Source organism: Peterkaempfera griseoplana (assembly GCF_001418575.1).
GTDB classification, from domain to species: Bacteria; Actinomycetota; Actinomycetes; order Streptomycetales; family Streptomycetaceae; genus Peterkaempfera; species Peterkaempfera griseoplana.
In genome coordinates this window covers 1-17,852 of sequence record NZ_LIQR01000305.1, presented here as the reverse complement: position 1 = coordinate 17,852, position 17,852 = coordinate 1, and the positions used below count along the sequence as shown (strand labels likewise).

The following is a 17,852-nucleotide window of genomic DNA, read 5'->3' as shown; positions in this document are numbered from 1 at the left end:
GCCGGGAGGGGTGCGGGTGTCAGGAGGACCGCACGCCTCCCGGCGGCTTTCGGGTCAGGCGAAGACGTCCTGCTGGTAGCGCTCGTCGGCTTCCATCTGGGCGAGCCACTGCTGGGCGGCCTCGTCGTCGCTGCCGGTGTGCTTGCGGTAGATGGCGGCGAGCGCTTCGCGCACGGCGGGCGCCATGCGGCGGCCGTCACCGCAGAGGTAGATGTACGCACCCTCTTCGACGGCCCGCCACACGGTGTCGGAGGCGGCGGTGACGGCGTCCTGGACGAACCGCGCCGGGTGGCCGGTCACCGCGGAGTAGGCGGTGTGCACCTGGGCGATCCCGGCCTCCTCCCAGGCCTGCATCTCCTGCCGGTAGAAGTAGTCGTGCTCCGGGTGGCGGCAGCCGACGAAGACCTGGGACAGACCGACCTGGGTGCCGTTCTCCTGCTGCCGGGCGCGCTCCTCCAGGAATCCGCGCAGCGGCGCGATGCCGGTGCCCGGGCCGATGAGGATCAGCGGCGTGGCGGGGTCGGCCGGCGGGGCGAAGGTCGGGGAGGGCACGCGCACATAGCCGTAGACGACGTCACCGGGCTCCAGGCGTGCGATGTAGGAGGAGCACACGCCGCGGTACTGGCCGTCGCCGGACAGGGCAGGGCCTTCCAGGAGGCCGACTGTGAGGCGTACATGGCGCGGGTTGGCCAGCGGGGAGGAGGAGATGGAGTAGAAGCGGGGACGGATCGGCCCCGTCATCTCCAGGAAGACCGCCAGCGGCAGCTCGACGGCGGGGAAGCGCTCCAGCAGGCCCAGCACCGAGACCCGCTTGCCGAGAATCTCCGTGCTGTAGCGCTCTTCGGCTTCCTCGGTGTCGGCCGTGTACGCCTGGAGCTGCGGCCCGGTCCACGGGCACCGGGTGTGCTCGGCCAGGATGCGCACCTGGGTGCGGGTGGCCACGTCCTGCAGCTCCAGGAACTCGGTGAACAGCAGGCCGGCGGTGATGGGCGTGCCGACCGGCAGGTGCGTCCTGCCGCCGCCGGGCTGCTCCAGCCGCAGGACCTGGTCGCGGTCGACGCCGAGCCGCGCCAGTGCGCGGTCGACCAGCTGAGGCTCGTTCTTGGCGAAGACGGCCAGGTGGTTGCCGGTGTCGTAGGTGACGCCCTTGGGCAGCTCGATGGTGATGGACTTCGCGGACGGGCGCGGCGGCTCGATCCGGAAGTCCCACAGCCCCGTCGCGTCGCCGACCAGTTCCTCGTTGGCCACCACGGTCAGCGGGTAGGCCTGCTCGGACACGATCGCGGGGCGCACGTCCGCCTCGGTCAGCAGCTGCACCTGGTAGCGCGGCGCGCCGTCGTCGGAGGTGTCGGCGGCGTACTCCTCGGCCAGGGTGGCCCACAGGGTCTCCGTCCAGCGGGTGGCCATGCCGTCGAAGTCACCGGCGGCATCGGCGATGCCGCGCTCCATGACGGGGGTGGCGCCGGCGGCCAGCAGGGCTTCCTCGATCCTCTTGGGGAAGGCCTGGTAGGTCGCCACCCACTGGGTGTTGCCGGCGCCCAGCAGCGCGAACCGCACGTTCGCCAGCGAGCCCTCGGGCAGCCCGGCGGCGATCAGGTCGTCGAAGCGCTGGGCGTTGTCGGGCGCCTTGCCGTTGTAGCTGGCGGCGACGACGACGAGCAGGCCCTCGGTGGGCGGGTTGTCGCCCAGTTCGTCCAGGCTCGTCAGGGTGGTGCCGAACCCGGAGCGCTCGCCGCGGTCGGCGATGGTGCGGGCCAGGTCCTCGCAGGAGCCCAGGCTGGAGCCGTAGGCGACGGTCAGGTTCACCCCGACCCCGCTGACCGCGGCCTGCTGCTGACCAGCACCGCTCTGCACGTCCGCGGCGCTGAAGACGGTCCGCTGGTGCTCCTGGCGGGTCCGTACGACCAGCTCGAAGTCGCCGGGCTTGCGGGTCAGCGCCTCCCGTACATCCATCCTGTAGTCGCCCGGGTCGGAGAACTTGAACTTCTGCAGCACCAGCGCGAGGGCCAGGCGCGCCTCGGTGAGCGCGAACTGCCGGCCGATACAGGCCCGCACACCGTTGCCGAACGGCTTGTAGGCGTGCGGGTGCTGCTGGGCCCGGTTCTCCGGCAGCCACCGGTCGATGTCGAACTCCTCCGGCCGCTCCCACGCCTTGGGGTGGGAGTGCAACGGGCCCATCAGGATGTTGGCCCTCGTGCCCTTCTTCAGTTCGTAGCGGCCACCGAGGACGGTGTCCTCGATCGGCGCCTTGGCGATCAGCGGGATGGGAGCCCACAGGCGCAGGGTCTCCTCCAGGATCCGCGGGATCACGTCCATCTGCATGACCGTGTCGTAGTCCGGGACCGTGTCACCCGGCAGCAGCCGGTCCACCTCGGCGTAGGCCTGGGCCAGGACGTGCGGGTTGCGCATCAGCGAGTACGTGGCGAACGACAGCAAACCGCTGGTGGTCTCGTGACCGGCGATCAGGAACGTCACCACCTGGTCGCGGACATTGTCGTCGGGCAGCGGCTTGCCGGTCTCCGGGTCCGTGGCCTGCAGCATCAGACCCAGCAGGTCATCCTCACCCGCGCCCTTGCCTTCGCGCCGCTCCTTGATCACGTTCTCGACGAGGTCCCGCATCAGCTGGATGTTCTCGCGGTACTTCTTGTCGTCGCCCTTGCGGAGCTTGGTCATCATCGGCAGCTCCTGCGAGCGCCGCAGCGACTCCACCAGCGCCTCCAGCAGGGCGTTGAGGAACGGGTGCAGATCCTCCTTGGCGAAGGAGTCGAACCGGTAGCCGAACCCCGACAGGGCGATGGTGTCCAGGGTCAGCCGGGTGTAGTCGTCGGTAATGTTGACCGGCCGGCCCTCCTTGCCCTCCCATTTGCCCACCAGGTTCTGGGCGATCTCCAGCATCTGCCCGAAGTAGTTCTTCATGGCCCGCTGGCTGAAGGCCGGGAGGAGGATCCGGTGCGCCATGCCCCATTCCTCCTCGTGCTGGTGGGCCGTGAACAGGCCGGCTCCCGTGTAGTCCCGGACATGGTTCAGCGGCGTCTTGTCGATCCGCTTGAAGAACCGTGTCTCGTCGCAGACCTCGGCCACCAGGTCCGGGTCGGAGACGAAGACCTGCTCGATACCGGCGATGTCCATGCCGTAGATGCCCTCGGGGAACTGCTTGGCCAGCTCGCCGAAGTACGCGACCGGGTTGGTGCCGGGGATCTGCGGTGTGTGGCCGAGGATCGGAATCCCGCGCGGGGACGGTATGGGACGCAGGTCGGTGGCGGGTCGCGTGGTCATGGGCTTGCTCCTAGATGAGGGAGGAGGAAGGGCAAGGGGCGCCGGTCGCGGCGGGCGCAACACAGAAACATACGCCGTATGGAAAGGAGTACCATACAGCGTATGGAAAGTCGAGCGCACCCTTGGGCTCCGGCGCTTCCGCCCTGCCGCGGGGTCGGCATCGGCACTTCCATACACCGTATGGAAGTGGTACCCTACGCCGTATGGAAAAGGTGAAGCGCCCGTCCCGGGGGACCAGGAAGAGAGAAGTGCCCCTGACCGAGGCCGGGATCTACACCGCCGCCCTGCGGCTCATCGACGCCGAGGGGGTGGAAGCGCTCAGCATGCGCAAACTGGCCGCCGGCCTGGGCGCCAACCCGATGTCGCTCTACCACCACGTGCCCAACAAGGCCGCCCTGCTGCGGGGTGTGGCAGCTATGGTCGGCGCCCAGGTCCGCACCGTGACTCAGGAAGACCTTCCCTGGCAGGAGCGCATCCGCCAACTCGCCGAAGACTTCCGCACACTGGCGCACCGCCACCCCAACCTCATGGCGTACTCGTTCAGGCAGCCGGAGTTCATCCAGCCGGAAGACCCCTTCTGGGTCGCGCTCGCCGCCGTGCTCCACGACGCAGGGGCGCCGCAGCCGGAGGTCCCGCGGATCGCCGCTCTGCTCTGCGCCGTCGTCACCGGGGTGCTGACCGCCGAACTCAACGGCGCGCTCCGCCGGTGGTCGACCCTCCAGCCCGCTGCCCCTGCTGCCCCCGCTGCCGGCGAGGACGGGCCCGCGGATGCAGGCACCGAGGAGGACCGGATGTTCCCCCTGGCGCTGGATACGATCATCGCGGGCCTGGAGAGCCGGCTCGCCGCCGACCGTGCCGGCCAGAACCCGCACTGAACTCGCCATACCCCCGTGGCGCCTGCCCGTCGCGCTGGCGCCCGCGAGGCGGCCCGGGTGGATGCCGGGCCGCCTCGCGGGCGCCGGTGCATGGTGTTGCCGCTCGGGCCGGGGCGCGCGACTGTCCGGCTCGGAGGCCGGGCTGCAGGGCTCGTCGTCCTGGTCATCCGTCCTCCCTCAACGTCGCTGCAGGCGGACGGATGGCGGTGTCACCGCAAGGGTGAGTCGGCGGTGGGTATGAGCACGGTGCCGGCGACGTTCGTGATCTGGCCGATGTCGAAGCCCTCCATGTCGGCCTGGAATTCGGGGCTGGACAGGTATGCCTGCTCCCGCTCCTGCACCTCGTCGGCGTCCGTGTAGGAGACGAGGGCATACAGCTGGGGGGCCTCATTGTCGGGCGCCCTCCAGACGCCGTGTGTGGCGATCCGGTGCTTGGCCAGACCGGGGATGTGCTGGGACCAGATGGTCTCGTAGGCGGCGAGGGCCTCGGGGGTGCGGAGTGTGTAGACGCGAAGCTGGTACTGGGACATGGACACTCACTCCGGTTCAATGCATGGAGGATCTCAGTGGCCGGAGCGCGCTGCGGCTGCAGGCCGTGGCCCTCGGGCGATGGCGCACCCCGGCCGGGGCGCGGAGCGGCGCAGCGGTTGGACCGCGAGTTGCGGGTTCGGGCACCGCCGCCAAAGCGGAACGCTCTTCCGGCCCGGCGGCGGCGCAAGGACTTCAGGTTTCCGCGAGCAGGTCCGCCAGTTCGGCATCCCAGTCGATGTGCCCGGACTCGGTGTCCTGTGGCGCCGCGGCCTTCGTGTCCTGCAGGAAGGCTTTGGCGGCGGTGCTCCTGGCGCCGAGAACGGCCCTGCCCGCGACTGCTGCGGAGGCGGCGGCGACGCACATGCGCTTCGTGAGCTTCCTCATGGCTTTTCCTTCGGCTCGGGGTGTGATCTGCACCAGCGGTTGCTCGTACAGGTGATGGGAGGCCCAGCGCGTTGCCTCAGCCGCGCCGCGGCCCGGCCACTCTCTCTGGCAGGGGCCGTTTGCCTGCGCCGCCGGGCCCTGACAGAGGCTGCCGTGCGGCGGCAAGGCGTTCCATACATCGCATGGAACTGCTTCTATAAACCATACACTGTATGGAAATGTCGGGCTGCCCCGCCGAAACCCACCGAAGAAGTCCGCGGAGGCAGTAGGCGCGCCGATCGCGCCGGCATCGGCCGTTGCCGCCGTCGGCGGGCAAACGGCTGCGCCGAGCGCACGGGCTGACGCCGCTGAGCGCCGCGCGGCCCTGTGAAGATGCGCCATGGGTGTGCCTCGCGCCGAGACCCGTCAGGCGCTGGTGCGCGCCGCGCGGCAGATCCCGGCCGAGTGCCGGCGCCTCGATCGAGGCCGCACTCCCAGATCACCGCCGTCCGTCACGTCGCGGCTGATCCCGCATCTGCCCGCTCTGTCGGGAACCTGGTGCGCGGCGCGTCACCAGCCAGGGCCGCACGTGGTGACCGGGGAAGTTCGCGCTCTGCCCGGTTCGGCTTCGGTCAGCCGGTATGACGGCCGTGAACAGTTCGCCCGACAGCCGAGGCCACCCGCCGGATGGTGCCCCAGCCCGGCGGCCGCACGGTGGGTACGGCGCCCGGCCGATGGCGGGGAACCCGTACCCGTAGCGTTCGCGGACTGATCCCGCACCGCACGGGAGTCGGCAGGGTGACGGCCTCACCGTCCAGCCCGACGGGGACGAACGGGGCGTCGGCATCGATGACAACCTCTTCAGAGGTGGCCAGATTGGTCAGGCCGTGCGTCTGCCCATCTCGCAGCCGGGTGACCGTCTCGGCGGGCGTCTCCGCCCTGGCGGCCAGTACCCCCAGGAGCCCGGAGTCCAGTTGCGCACGCCTGCCAAGCCCGGCCGGGTCATCGACGCGGTAGGGGTTGTTGCTCACCAGCACGGCATCAGGCTGGTCCACAGTGAGCAGCCCGGCGCTTACCACCAGCTCCGGACCCTCATGGCGGGCCAGGAATTCCGGCAGGATCCGCACCACGGTGCCGATCTTGTCATCCCGATAGGCCGGGTCCTGCACCAGGGCGGCATAGGCACCGAACGACACGTTGTTGACGAACACTCGCTCGCCGGCGAACCCGAGATCCACGCGCAGCTCGACGCCGTCCGTGAGGGCCTCCAGCGCGGCCGAAGGGTCCTCACGGTCCAGGCCGAGGTCCATCGCGAAGTGGTTGCGGGTACCGGCCGGAATAACCACGAAAGGAAGACCGCTCTTCGCAGCCACCCCGGCGACGCGTGCCTGCGTGCCGTCTCCGCCGGCCACCCCCAGCAGATCCGCACCGTCATCCACCGCGCGTCGGGCGACAGCCGCGAGGTCCTGGGGCCGGGAAGGATCGAGCAGGAGAACCTGAGCCCCCAACGCACGGGCCTTTTCCGCGATCCGGAACCGGCTCGCCTTCCCTCCTCCCGAACGGGGATTCACGATCAGATACGGCCGCCGCGCAGCGGCCACCGGTCGGAACGCGTTCTCGGTCATGGCAAGCGCCGACAGGCCGCGTTCATCAGCCCGGCGCCCGTCACAGTCACAGGCGCCGACACAGCTGCCGTTACCACGCCCGCTGCTGACTGTCCCGTCCGCCACCGGACCGGTCCAGCGATCGCACCGGCCACCGCCTCCATGACGTCTCCTCCGACAGTTATGCCTACGGCAAGCACCAGCCCGGTCGTTTTGATGACAGTACTCACGGGTTGGGGGTGATGACGGCGCGTCCTTGGATCTTGCCGTCGTGCAGGAGCTGGTATGCCTCGTTGGCGCATTCCAAGGGGAAGTACTCGACCAGCATCTTGATCTTTTGCTGCCGGGCGAGGGTGATCACGTCCATCAGTTCGGGAAGGGAGCCCCAGTAGGGCGAGGCGACCGAGCACTCGTGCGGCGGGCTCGAGAAGTTGACGGGCAGGGCTCCGCTGCCGAGGCCGACGATGGTCAGGTGCCCGAGCACCCTGGCCACCTGAGCAGCCATGCGCAGAGTCGGGTCTATGCCGACCATGTCCAGCACGAGCTGAGCGCCCTGCTGCTCCGTCATGTCCTTGATGCGCGTGACCGCCTCCTCGCCCGATAGCAGCACCTCGTCCGCGCCCATGCGCTTGGCGGTTTTCAGCTTGCCGGCATCGGTGTCCACGGCGACGACGGTGGTCGCCGCGCTGAGCGCTCGCACCATCTGGATGGCCATCTGGCCCAGACCGCCTACCCCGATCACCACCGCGGTCGAGCCCGGTCCCAGCAGGTGCACCGATCGCCTGACGGCGTGATAGCTGGTCAGCCCCGCGTCGCTGAGCGGGGCGGCCTGGCAGGGGTCGAGGGTGCCCAGCGGAATCAGCAGTCGCGCCGCCGGGACCAGCAGGTACTCAGCCATTCCGCCGTCGTGACCGCCTCCCAGGCCCCCGCCCTGACCACTGACCCTCTGGCAGTAGTTCTCCCGGCCCTCCCGGCAGTTGGCGCACACCCCACAGCCCCAGGGACCGTAGACCATCACAGGGTCTGCGGGAGCGAACCCGGTGACACCCGGTCCCAGCCTCTCCACCCATCCCGCATTCTCATGGCCGAGCGTGAAGGGCAGTTCCGTGGCGAACCCGGGTGGTGGTCCGGGTGCCTCCATGATGTGCAGATCCGAGTGGCATGCACCGGCACCCCCGACCTTCACCAGGACCTGCCCCGGCCCGGGCTGAGGCACCGGCACCTCGCGCACCTCGGGCGGTTGCTGCCATCCGACGAGTTGAAAAGCCTGCATAGCGATCCTTTACGCACGCCGGTTCAGTCGCGGATCCCGTCGATGTCGACCAGGACGTGGCGCGGGCCGCGGAAAATCTGGTTGTGGCGGTACGGCGGTGGGTCCTCGACCAGCCGGGGGTTTTGCATCCGGCGGACGAACTCGCCGACCGCGACCTGGACCTCGAGGCGCGCGAGCGGAGCGCCGAAGCAGAAGTGGATGCCCTGGCTGAACCCGAGGTGCTGGTTGTCCCGGCGTTCGAGGTCGAGCTCGTCGGGGTCGGCGAATCGCTTGGGGTCGCGGTTCGCCGAGCCGTATGCCAGGAAGATCGGCGCGCCCTTCGGGATGGTGGTGCCTGCGATGTGGATGTCTTCCATGGCGGAGCGGGTGTGCCAGAACTGGACCGACGACTCGAAGCGCAGCAACTCCTCGACCCCCGGCACGATGAGCTCGGGCCGGTGGCGCAGCTTCTCGAGCGCGTCGGGGTGCCGCAGCAAGGTGAGCACGCTGTGGGCGATGAGATTGACCGTGGTTTCATGCCCGGCGAAGATCAGGAGCAAAGCATTGCTCACGAGCACGCCCTTGGACATCCCTCCCTCCGGACCGTCCTCGTTCACCATCGCCGAGAGCATGCCTGGGCCCGGCTGCTGGGCGTACCGGTCGAGCAGCTCAGCTGCGAACTGCTCGAACTCCTCCACGGCCCGGCGCCCCCCGGCCAGTCGGTTCTGCATCTCCTCGGAGGCAGCCTCGGGGCCGAAATCCAAAGCGTCCAGGGCCGTCTCGATCCAGCTGTGGAACCGTGGCTCGTCATCCGGTGGTACGCCCAGGACCTTGCAGATCACGGTCACCGGCAGGGGGTAGGCGAACTCGTCGACGGCATCGATCCGGGTCTTGCCCTGCATGTGGTCCAGAAGGCCGTCCACGATGCGGCGGATGTCGGGTTCCAGGTCGGAGATCAGGTGAGGGGAATGAGGCGGGCCGACGAAATGCGGCATCATCATCCGGCGATCTCGATCGTGCTCGGGTGGATCCTGGGTGATGATGTTCGGCTCCAAAGAGATGACCGCCTCCGTGATCGGTTCGGCCTCCGCCGAGCCCTCGGCCGGGGCCGCAACCGGCACGGGGAGCTTCCTGATGTCCGAACTGACCCGGGGGTCGTGCAGCAGCGTGACGATCTCCTGGTAGGTACTGACGACGTAGGTGCCGTCGGGCTGCCGCGCCACCGGTGTCCTGCGGAGTTCCTCGTAGAACGGGTACGGATTGGCGCGGTTGGCGTAGCGGAGGGCCTGCTGCCAGGGGGTTTCCTCGACCACGAGGCTCCCCTCCTTCTTCCTGTCGATACTGTCCGCTTGCACGCCTGACTCGGCGGACGCGTCAACGACGGCGAGACCGGAACTCGGCCCTCCGCTCGCTCGGGTCGTGGCCGGTCAGGACGACGTCGGGGATCGCCGTCGGGACGCCGGGTTGGGGGAACTCGGCCGGGATCGGCTTCATGTCGCCGGGCTGGTCCCAGCCCGGCGGCGGGGGCGGGAATGGACCCGATTGCTCGATCAGCTTCCCGTAGTACTCCAGCCACTTGCCGTGATCGAAGGTGACGGCGGCGACGATGCGGCCGCGGCGACCGTAGGCGGCGGCGAAGTGGCGCTCCTTGACGGATCCCTGCGTGAAGACGATCTCGTCGCCGAAGGGCGGCACGCCAACGGACTTGATGTTGACGCCGAACTGACCGGACCAGAAACCGGGCAGCAACAGATGCGGGTGATAGTGGGGCTCGAGGTTCACCATGTTGTGGGCCGCGGCCTCGGCGCCGAGAACGGCATTGTCCCAGTGCTCCATCGCGAGGAACTGGTACTCATACAGCACATGGGGCGCGCGCGCCACGTCCCCGGCCACCCAGATGCTGTCGGTGACCACGCCGTTGATGTCGAAGGCACGACCGCCGGCGTCGCAACCGACGCCCCAGAAACCGGACGCCAGCCCGGCGCCCTCCAGCCACTCCACGTTGCGGATCGACCCCAGCGAGGCCACCACCACGTCGGCGTCGACGATGGTTCCGTCCGAGAGATGAGCACGCCGCACGTGTCCGCCGGCGTCGCCCTCCAGTGACGACACGCCCAGCCCGCAGCGCAGGTCCACGCCGTGGTCGCGCTGCATCTCCGCGGCGATCTCACCGATCACCCCGCCGAGCGCGCCGACCAGCGGTGCCGAGCCCCGCTCGACGACGGTCACCGGCAGATCGAGTTCCCGGCAGACGGAGGCCACTTCCGAGCCGATGAACCCGGCGCCGATGACCAGGACCCGCGACGGCGGCGCGGCCAGCGCCTTCTGCAGCTGTGCGGCATCATCACGCGAGCGCAGCGTGCAGACCCCGTCCAGGGCGGCCTCGTCCGGGTTGGGCCACTGTCGCGCCCGGGTGCCCGTGGCGATCAGCAACCGGTCGTACGGGATCTGCTCGCCGTCGGCCGTGCGCACCTGTCTGGCGGCCCGGTCCAACCCGGTGGCGGCCACCCCGAGCCGCCACTGCGCATCCACTTCTCGCAGGCGGGGGAGCTTGGTGTGGTCGGCCGCCACCCAGCCTTTGAGCACCTGCTTGGACAGCGGAGGTCGGTCATAGGGCTCGTGCGGCTCGTCCCCGATGATGGTCAGAGACCCGGTGAAACCCTCCTCACGCAGGGCTTCGGCGGCCCGCAGTCCGGCCAGGGACGCACCGACGATGACGATCCGGCCGTTGGCTCTGAACTCGCGTACCAGCTCGGCGACCGTCGCCGGCACGGTCATGACGTCGCGCTCCCCTCCACGCCGTCCAAGCGGTCGATCACGATCGCCTGCACCGGACACGCCGCAGCGGCTCGCTCAACCTGCAGGCGCCGCTCGTCGTCGGGGTTCGGCTCGTAGGTGAGCGCCTCCTGTCCGGTCAATCTGAAGACCTCGTGCGCCAAATAGACGCATTGTGCGTATCCCTGGCACCGATTCAGGTCCACGGCGACCCGCATGGGCAGACTCCTTCCGATCTGCCGCCCAGCTGGACAGCTCACCCGCCGCCCCGGCCGACGCGTACCGGCTGGGCACCCGTATGTCGATCTTCTTCGCCACGGCGGCACCTTCGCGGTGACGCCGAGCGTCACGGCCTGAAGGCCGCGGTACACATCCGATCGCGTCGGCATCAAGGTTTGCCCCGGCCGTTCCGCCCTAATAAAATACTCGTCCCGTCTTTCGGCGACCGCAAATCCGCAGCTGCGGAAAATATCTCTCGGGGCAGCTGCAGTTCTTGATCACTAAGCCTCTTCAAGGTGGCCACCGATCGGGTGACGACCGCGGGACGTGACAGGCGAGGCCCTCGGGCTGTTGAACGAGATGTCTCACGTCTCGAGTCACCAGCCAGGGGGCCTCGTTGGTCGTCTATCCTGCCGCACTTGACCTGCCGCACGCGCTCGTCGAGTGGGTCACGATGCTCATCGTCACCCGCGAGGGTGACCGCCGCTGCAAGCTGCCGCCCTCCCAGCGGGCCCTGGTCGCATTGGTCTACCTGCGCGAGCACACCACCTACGCCAAGATCGCCGCCGGGTTCGGGATCAGCGAAGGCACGGCCCACGCCTACGTCCGCTCGGTGACCGAACTACTCGCCAGCCGGGCGCCGTCGCTGACCCGCGCCCTGCGCCGGGCCCGCCCCGACTACGTGCTCGTGGACGGCACCCTGGCCGAGTGCGACCGGGTCGGCGACAGCGAAGCCGACTACTCCGGGAAGACCAGGCGGCACGGGATCAACGTCCAAGCCGTCACTGCACCCGACGGCGCACTGCTGTGGCTCTCGCCCGCCCTGCCAGGACGCACCCACGACCTCACCGCAGCCCGCACCCACCGGATCATCGCCACCTGCGAGCGCCTGAAGATCCCCGCTCTCGCGGACAAGGCCTATGCGGGAGCCGGCGGGACGTTCTGCACTCCCTTCAAGCGGTACGGCGGCCGCGACCTCACCACCAAGCAGCAAGCCGTCAACCGTGCACACGCCCGACTCAGATTTCCTGTCGAGCGCGCCTTCGCCCGGCTCAAGACCTGGCGGGTCTTCCGCCGGGCCCGCTGCAGTCCGAACCGGCTCACCTCAACGATTCAGGCTGTGCTCACCCTGGAGTGGCAACGCTGAAGATCCTTACTGACCGGTTCGTGCAGGTCCGGGGGCTTACGGAGTGCCTGCCCGCAGGGAAGCGGGCACAGTGATCACGAGCGTTTGTGGAGACAATACGGCCCAGGCCGGTCGCCCTTATCAGCTCCCAAGGCCTCTTCCGCGCCGTGTCCGTGACCGCGCCGGTGTTGCCGAAGGTGTGGAGGATCTGCTCGCGTGGTGACCGCGTGCAAGGCATGATCAGCGGCTTCAGCCGGGTCGGTCGTTGTGGTTACCTTCTAGGGCGCGCTGGCCGGTGCTGTCCGGGTACATGCGCCTGGACGCGGCGTTGGACCCGCAGATCCGCACCTTGCGGGAGCGGTCGCCCGGACGGGGGCGATGCGGGAGAAGCTCACCCACTACATCGAGATTCCCGCCCAGGTGCGCGGCTTCGAACCCGGCGAGTTGCGCGGGCACAGGGCGGAACCGTCGACCGTCTTCACCCGCAGACCGGTCCCGTACGCCGCACGCCGCCACGAGCTGTACCGGCAGAAGCTGAGCGAGACCGCCCCGTACCAGGCGAGCACCCGCTACAGGCCGGCACCACCGGATACTACGTGCCTGTTCAAGCGCGTCGACGGCAGCCGTGAGCAGATCCGCTTCCCCGAGACCCTCCGGCTGGCCCTGGCCCCGCCCACGCTGCTGCCGGTGACCTCGCGTACCCGGGAGCCGATCCAGCTCACCCGGGGCGATCTGCAGCAGGCCGCGTCCGAGATGGACACGCCCTGAAGGAGCATCCGCAGGTCAGCAACCGGGACTTCGTTGAGCGGCTGGGACAGATGCAAGCCCTGCTGGCCGACCACGTCACCGACATCCTCGCCCGCCACCAGCCGCCCAGCCTCGACGAGCTGCGCCCCGCCCCCGATCAAGCGGCGGCCCAGCCCTTCGCCGCCCACCTCGTCCACAGCACCGGCATGACCTACCGCTACCCCGACACGGACGGCACCCCGTCGGCCACGGCTACCAGCCCCGCGACCACATGGAGGTCCTCACCCAAGTTGCCCAGTACCTGAAGGAGAAGGGACTCCTCCCGCTGTCCCCCACCCCCAAGCCGCGCACCCGCGCCAAGACGCTCCTGCCCCTGGAACTGCCACACACTCCCGCCTACGAGATCGAAGTCTGGTCCTCCCCGACCGCACCTGGCACGGGCTCCGGGCCGCAGCAGCCGCCAAGCTCAACCTGACACCAGCCACGTCAACCGGCACCACCGCCAGCTTCACTGGGCCGATCCACCTCACCCTCCACCGCCGCGACCCAGGTGGTTTGACCGCCGGCCTGCCCCGCTCCGCAGACCCCGATCCGGCAGTCCGGCGTGCCGCCTACGAAGCCAGCGAGGCCGACCGCGCAACACAGATCGCGGCTACCTTCCCCCGTGTAGCGGAACCCATCGCCTGCATCGTCGAGATGGAAGGAGAATCCTACTTCTCGCGCACACGGCAACGCGACTCCAAGTCGCTCTTCAAGGTCCTTCCCGCCCTGGGACGCAATGTCCAGTGCCTCCGGCCCATCACACCCGCTGCTCCCGACCCCTGCAAGAAGACCGACATCGAACGCGCCGCCGCCGCGCTGCGTGACGCACTCCGACAGGCCGGCCGCCTGGTGGGACGCGCGGCACGACATCTCACCTCAACACTGACCCCTGCAGCCACCGGATGCGGAACGCAAAGCGGAGAGTGCGCACCGCGGTAGTCGGCGAGCACTGCGAACCGCGTGAGCACCACGCGAAGGCGGGTTGCGCGGGGTGCGCACAGCTTCAGTGTGGCGCCGCGCTAGAGGTCCGAAACGCCAGGGTGCGGGTCTGCGCCGCCATGTCCGACCAGCACGTTCGGTTCAACGTGCGCTCCCAGTAGACCTATTAGTGGGGTAACCAAGTACGATGCAATGCAGTGCAACACAAATGGAATGGGGCCGCCCACCGCTCGTGACCGTGACAGGCGACCCCTCCGTCGGCAGGACAGCGGCCCGGCTGCAACCGGGCCGTTTTGCTGCCCCGGATTACCGCACCCCGATGAGGTGCGACAGGTCCAGGACCATGCTCGTCGACTCAATGATCAGCAAGCTGATCATCAGAGCCCTGTCCAACCGGCGGCCAGCGTTCCTCGGCTTCGATCCCTCCGGTTCCTCGATTGGTTCCGGATCGATTTCGTCCTCAGTCGGCATGGCGCCGCTCCCTTCCTCGACGGATGGCCGCCGATCCCCGGCGGCCCAGGGGCGCCCGAGGGGGAGTGGTGCGAGAGAAATCATATGGCCGCCAGAGACCGCAACCGGCCCGCTGGTAGTGTCATATGACAGATCGCCAGGTATCGCCACCCTCGGCCACCATCCGCCACGCACCCGCCGCCAGTAGAACGTACGGCGCAGGCCGAGGCGCCGCTCCTTGGACTGCGCCCACCAGTAGATGAGCTGCTCGATCGACGTGAACCCGAGCTCCTCCCGCAGTTCCGCGATCTGGCTCGTGATGGTCCGCGGGCTCACACCCAGACGCCGCTGCGGGCAGAGTCACGGTTACGTCAGGTCTCGAGGCGCCCATCCTGGTGGGAGTTTGGGCAGACCGAGGAGGGCGTCGATGCCGAGGTGCTCGCGGAGGAGAGCTTTGAGGCCACGGCCGTCGATGAGCTCCATGCGTCCGGTCCGTTGCGCGAACTCGCGGCTGGTGCGTCCGTACCAGGCGGTGGTGACGAGGATGCCTTTGGCGGCGGCTTTGTCGTGCATGACGCCAGCGAGTGCGCGGACGGCTTCGGCGGGCACGGTGTTCTTGGTGCGTTTGGCCTGGATGATGCACAGGCCGCCGACGATGGGTTCTTCGTTGTAGGCGACGGCGTCGACGCCGTCGTCGCGGGAAGCCTGGGTGACCCATGCCTTGAGCCCGATGGCCTCGAACAGCCGGCGGATGAGGTGCTCGAACTCGATCGGGTCGAGAGCGACGAGGTCGGGGCGGCTGTCCAAGCCAGCCACCACGTCGATCTCCGGGGCGAGCTTGTACCGCTCGAGGTCGAAGGTGACCACGGGCCGGACCGGCTCGAGGTCGTATGGGTGCTGGGAAACGATGGCGTTCAGGTGGCGCAGGCACTCCACCGGGTCCAGGGAGGGCTCGTCGAGGACCAGCTCCTCGAAGCCCTCGCGTCCTGCACGGACGCTGACCAGGCAGGGCCGGATGCTCTTCCCGGTGGCGCGGTCCTTGGTGCTGACGTGGGCGTTGACGGCGACGGTGTCGACCAGCGGCGGGGGAGTGGCCGTAAAGACCTCGTCCACACAGCGCAGGACCAGTCGCGCGACCAGTACCCGGTAGGCCTCCTTGACCTCGACCTCCTTGCGAGGGAGGGGCGCGACCTGCGGTGGCGGCCCCGCCTTGTACCGGTACCCGGCCGCAGCCGGGACGACGTTCTGACCCGGCAGGTCAAGCTCCAGCACCAGCTCGCGCGTCTCCGGCGCGAACACCGCCCGCACCGCCCCACCCAGCCCCGCCGGGTACACACTCGTACGCAGCGCATTCTCCACCGCCGCGCACAGCCCCTCAGACCCGCCGTCCACCAGACCCCGCTCCACCGCCGACCGACGCCGATCCAGACCCGCAGTCCTCAGCCGAAGGACCCCTTCCAACTCCCGCACCCGAGCCTGCACCGCTTCGCTCCGCTGCACGGCCTCCTGCTTCAACGCATCCACGGCTTCCTGCCGGACCAGCCGCTCTGCCTCTGCGGCCTTGCGCGCCCGCTCCTTGGCCTGCCGCTCCGCAGCCCTCGCCCGCTCCGCCTGACGCTTGGCCAGATCCCGCTCGATCTGCTGCGCCCGCCGCGCCTGCTCCTCCAACTCCCGCTGCGCCGCACGCTGCGCCGCGGCTTGCTCCTGGGCGCGCTGTCGCTCGAGCCGGGCAGTCTCCCGCTCGGCGGCTTTGGCCTGTCGTTCGTGCTCTTGCTGCTGTCGCTTCAGCTCGGCCGCTTTCGCCTTCTGGGCATCTCGATATGCCTGCATGATCTGGCTGGCCAGCGTCTTCTTGCGTGCCACCACGCCCCCCTGATGCGCCGGTATTTCCCGGCTATGCCCCTGCGCTGACCGCTGCCAAACGGTGCCGACTGCATGATGGCCGGTTCCAGAAGCTCCTCGCCGCGACAACGGCTGCCTATACGTCGAAGGGCGCTGGCCGTGACGAGACCGTGGCGAGCGCAGCCGCGAGATGCCAGTGTCCGCCCCCAGGGCTTTGACCAGGTCATCGACTGAGCGGGTGGAGACCACATGGGCGTAGGCCTCGATGATGACCGCGTACAGGGCCTGGCCGATGTGGCGGCGGCAACTACGCCGACACCGCTACCTGGTCTCACCATGTCCCACGCGGCTGACGTGGGGCGGGTGGCAGCACGAAGGGGGAGCGTGGGGCGCCCGGACGGGCCCCGAGGCGGGATGCTCCGGGCACGGCGCCCGGGCGGCGGTGGGACGGGCTTGCCCGCTGATGACGCTGGGGACGAAGCCGTGTCGGCCGGTGTGGGTCCCGGCCTGCCGGGCGGCGGCTCGCCACCTCTTCCTCCGAGGCGAAAAATGTTACATACCATGCTCGCCTAACTTCCGTGGTTACACGGGCTTTTCGAGGCATGGTGTGCATCTGGCATTACATGTCTCTGGTATCGTCGTGTTACTGATGCTGGTCGAGGAGTGGGCATGCCTGGTGATGGGACGTCAGTTGGGCAGCCCGGTCGGCGTCAGTTGGGGGTTGATGAGGCTCGCAAGGCGCTGCCCGGTCTCGTGGCCGCGGCTGCCGAAGGGCGCGGCACGCGGATCGGCAAGGGTCAGCAGGGTGTCGTCCTGGCCCCGCTCGCGTGGCTGGGGGAGGGGTACCGGCGGCTGCTGCCCGCGTTGGCGTCGGTGCCGGTGACCGCGGCGCGGCCCAAGCTCGGAGAGTTGATCACCGCTGCTGCGACTGGAGCTCCGCAGGTCCTGACGCGGCATGGCGTGCCCGCGGCGGTCCTGATGGTGGAACTCCCGGCCCCGGCCGAGGCCGAACCCGTCGGCCCGTGCGACGCGCCGGGCAGCGGGCAGCAGCCACCGCGACGCCTTTATGGCCCTGGGGATGCGCCCGGTGCAGCACCGGCCCTCCCCGTCTCCTTCGGTCTCGCCTCGATGAGCGCTGCCGCGGCAGGACTCGCCGGCGGACGGCTGGTGGTCATCGCGGGGGCGCCGGGTGCCGGGAGCAGCCTGCTGGCGTCCGCTGCGGCACGAACCACTGCCCTTGAGCAGGGCAGGCCCGTGCTGTATGCCGCATCCGGACTCACCCGCGAAGACGTGACCGCCCGGATGGTCGCCGCGCAGGCAGCCGTCGACTATCAGCAGCTACGCGCCCAGACCCTGCTCCCCGCGCAGCAGGCCGCCACACGCGAGGTATTCGCCCGCCTGTCGCAGGCACCGCTGCACATCGACGACGGAGCCGACCTGAGTGCCGAGGCGATCGCGGACACCGCCCCATACATTGAGAATCTCGCCCTGATCGTCGTCGACCGCCTGCAGCACAGGCACGCACCGCACCTCGCCCTGTCCGGCCCGGCGCTGCCCGAGGCCGCCCGCACCCTGGCGCACCTGGCCGCCCGGCTGCGGGTGCCCGTCCTGGCGGCACTGGACACCGACGACCCCGACGCGGTGGCCGCCCTGGATCCGGACGTCACCCTCGTGCTCACCCGGCGCGGCAGCGAGGCCGAGGTGACCATCACCGAACGCGACTTCGGGACCCTGTCTCGGGTGCGGCTGCGCGCGGACCTGACCCGGGCCCGGTTCACCGAAGCCGCGGCCCCCGCGGTTCCTCCCAGCAC

The 17,852-nt window shown here is 69.4% G+C and carries 15 protein-coding genes and 2 pseudogenes; 7 read left to right on the top strand and 10 right to left on the bottom strand.

The features are described 5' to 3' along the window. Positions 1 to 54: 54 nt before the first annotated feature. Complete coding sequence (locus AOK09_RS22580; RefSeq protein WP_055589053.1) at positions 55 to 3,276, bottom strand: bifunctional cytochrome P450/NADPH--P450 reductase; 3,222 nt, start codon at positions 3,274 to 3,276, stop codon at positions 55 to 57. A gap of 248 nt (positions 3,277 to 3,524) precedes the next feature. Here AOK09_RS22580 and AOK09_RS22575 point away from each other — a divergent pair, with 248 nt between their 5' ends. Continuing rightward, positions 3,525 to 4,151 (top strand): TetR/AcrR family transcriptional regulator, encoded by a 627-nt coding sequence (locus tag AOK09_RS22575; protein ID WP_245687424.1) that lies wholly within the window; start codon positions 3,525 to 3,527, stop codon positions 4,149 to 4,151. 209 nt (positions 4,152 to 4,360) lie between these two features. Here AOK09_RS22575 and AOK09_RS22570 read toward each other — a convergent pair whose 3' ends face one another. The 7 genes from AOK09_RS22570 to AOK09_RS22540 form a co-directional block, all read right to left on the bottom strand. Continuing rightward, the gene (locus tag AOK09_RS22570) at positions 4,361 to 4,681 is read right to left on the bottom strand and encodes an NIPSNAP family protein (protein ID WP_055589051.1); all 321 of its coding nucleotides are present in this window, start codon (positions 4,679 to 4,681) and stop codon (positions 4,361 to 4,363) included. Positions 4,682 to 4,874: 193 nt separating this feature from the next. After that, positions 4,875 to 5,066: a hypothetical protein gene (locus AOK09_RS22565; RefSeq protein ID WP_055589050.1), complete on the bottom strand. Its 192-nt coding sequence runs from the start codon at positions 5,064 to 5,066 to the stop codon at positions 4,875 to 4,877. A 611-nt stretch (positions 5,067 to 5,677) separates the two neighbouring features. After that, positions 5,678 to 6,670 carry a diacylglycerol/lipid kinase family protein gene (locus tag AOK09_RS22560; RefSeq protein ID WP_079063326.1) on the bottom strand — a complete coding sequence of 331 codons (993 nt, stop codon included), beginning with the start codon at positions 6,668 to 6,670 and terminating at the stop codon, positions 5,678 to 5,680. 205 nt (positions 6,671 to 6,875) lie between these two features. After that, on the bottom strand, positions 6,876 to 7,922 hold the full coding sequence (locus AOK09_RS22555) for an NAD(P)-dependent alcohol dehydrogenase (protein ID WP_055589048.1): 1,047 nt from the start codon (positions 7,920 to 7,922) through the stop codon (positions 6,876 to 6,878). A 23-nt stretch (positions 7,923 to 7,945) separates the two neighbouring features. Continuing rightward, positions 7,946 to 9,214, bottom strand: coding sequence for a cytochrome P450 (locus AOK09_RS22550; RefSeq protein WP_055589047.1), 1,269 nt, complete (start codon positions 9,212 to 9,214; stop codon positions 7,946 to 7,948). 61 nt (positions 9,215 to 9,275) lie between these two features. After that, complete coding sequence (locus AOK09_RS22545; RefSeq protein WP_055589046.1) at positions 9,276 to 10,679, bottom strand: NAD(P)/FAD-dependent oxidoreductase; 1,404 nt, start codon at positions 10,677 to 10,679, stop codon at positions 9,276 to 9,278. Further along, positions 10,676 to 10,894, bottom strand: coding sequence for a ferredoxin (locus tag AOK09_RS22540; protein ID WP_055589045.1), 219 nt, complete (start codon positions 10,892 to 10,894; stop codon positions 10,676 to 10,678). The genes AOK09_RS22545 and AOK09_RS22540 overlap by 4 nt, the downstream gene beginning before the upstream one ends. 398 nt (positions 10,895 to 11,292) lie before the next feature. Between AOK09_RS22540 and AOK09_RS22535 the strand changes: the two genes are divergently transcribed. The 4 genes from AOK09_RS22535 to AOK09_RS43750 all read left to right on the top strand — a co-directional run bounded on the left by AOK09_RS22535 (position 11,293) and on the right by AOK09_RS43750 (position 13,749). Continuing rightward, the gene (locus AOK09_RS22535; RefSeq protein ID WP_055589044.1) at positions 11,293 to 12,042 is read left to right on the top strand and encodes an IS5/IS1182 family transposase; all 750 of its coding nucleotides are present in this window, start codon (positions 11,293 to 11,295) and stop codon (positions 12,040 to 12,042) included. Positions 12,043 to 12,399: 357 nt separating this feature from the next. Next, complete coding sequence (locus tag AOK09_RS22530) at positions 12,400 to 12,789, top strand: hypothetical protein (RefSeq protein ID WP_055589043.1); 390 nt, start codon at positions 12,400 to 12,402, stop codon at positions 12,787 to 12,789. Between the two features lie 50 nt (positions 12,790 to 12,839). Continuing rightward, positions 12,840 to 13,073 (top strand): hypothetical protein, encoded by a 234-nt coding sequence (locus tag AOK09_RS22525; RefSeq protein WP_055589042.1) that lies wholly within the window; start codon positions 12,840 to 12,842, stop codon positions 13,071 to 13,073. Between the two features lie 250 nt (positions 13,074 to 13,323). Beyond that, a complete protein-coding gene (locus AOK09_RS43750; RefSeq protein ID WP_157875996.1) occupies positions 13,324 to 13,749 on the top strand; it encodes a hypothetical protein in 426 nt (141 codons plus the stop codon). An 816-nt stretch (positions 13,750 to 14,565) separates the two neighbouring features. Here AOK09_RS43750 and AOK09_RS37050 read toward each other — a convergent pair. Further along, complete coding sequence (locus tag AOK09_RS37050) at positions 14,566 to 16,062, bottom strand: restriction endonuclease (protein ID WP_245687423.1); 1,497 nt, start codon at positions 16,060 to 16,062, stop codon at positions 14,566 to 14,568. 162 nt (positions 16,063 to 16,224) lie between these two features. After that, positions 16,225 to 16,344 (bottom strand): annotated as a pseudogene (locus AOK09_RS42415) (transposase); the annotation flags it as partial. Between the two features lie 366 nt (positions 16,345 to 16,710). Between AOK09_RS42415 and AOK09_RS43745 the strand changes: the two are divergent. Together AOK09_RS43745 and AOK09_RS42410 are read left to right on the top strand one after the other, a co-directional pair. Then, positions 16,711 to 17,010: pseudogene (locus AOK09_RS43745) on the top strand (type II toxin-antitoxin system prevent-host-death family antitoxin); the annotation flags it as partial. 159 nt (positions 17,011 to 17,169) lie between these two features. Further along, positions 17,170 to 17,852, top strand: a 683-nt coding sequence (locus tag AOK09_RS42410; RefSeq protein WP_245687422.1) for a DnaB-like helicase C-terminal domain-containing protein, incomplete at its 3' end; no start/stop codon positions are given.

Excerpts from the sequence above, each read along its gene's own strand:
- AOK09_RS22580 (WP_055589053.1), bottom strand. The coding sequence starts at position 3,276 with ATGACCACGCGACCCGCCACCGACCTGCGTCCCATACCGTCCCCGCGC.
- AOK09_RS22570 (WP_055589051.1), bottom strand. The coding sequence starts at position 4,681 with ATGTCCCAGTACCAGCTTCGCGTCTACACACTCCGCACCCCCGAGGCC.
- AOK09_RS22565 (WP_055589050.1), bottom strand. The coding sequence starts at position 5,066 with ATGAGGAAGCTCACGAAGCGCATGTGCGTCGCCGCCGCCTCCGCAGCA.
- AOK09_RS22560 (WP_079063326.1), bottom strand. The coding sequence starts at position 6,670 with ATGACCGAGAACGCGTTCCGACCGGTGGCCGCTGCGCGGCGGCCGTAT.
- AOK09_RS22555 (WP_055589048.1), bottom strand. The coding sequence starts at position 7,922 with ATGCAGGCTTTTCAACTCGTCGGATGGCAGCAACCGCCCGAGGTGCGC.
- AOK09_RS22545 (WP_055589046.1), bottom strand. The coding sequence starts at position 10,679 with ATGACCGTGCCGGCGACGGTCGCCGAGCTGGTACGCGAGTTCAGAGCC.
- AOK09_RS22540 (WP_055589045.1), bottom strand. The coding sequence starts at position 10,894 with ATGCGGGTCGCCGTGGACCTGAATCGGTGCCAGGGATACGCACAATGC.
- AOK09_RS22530 (WP_055589043.1), top strand. The coding sequence starts at position 12,400 with ATGCGGGAGAAGCTCACCCACTACATCGAGATTCCCGCCCAGGTGCGC.
- AOK09_RS22525 (WP_055589042.1), top strand. The coding sequence starts at position 12,840 with ATGCAAGCCCTGCTGGCCGACCACGTCACCGACATCCTCGCCCGCCAC.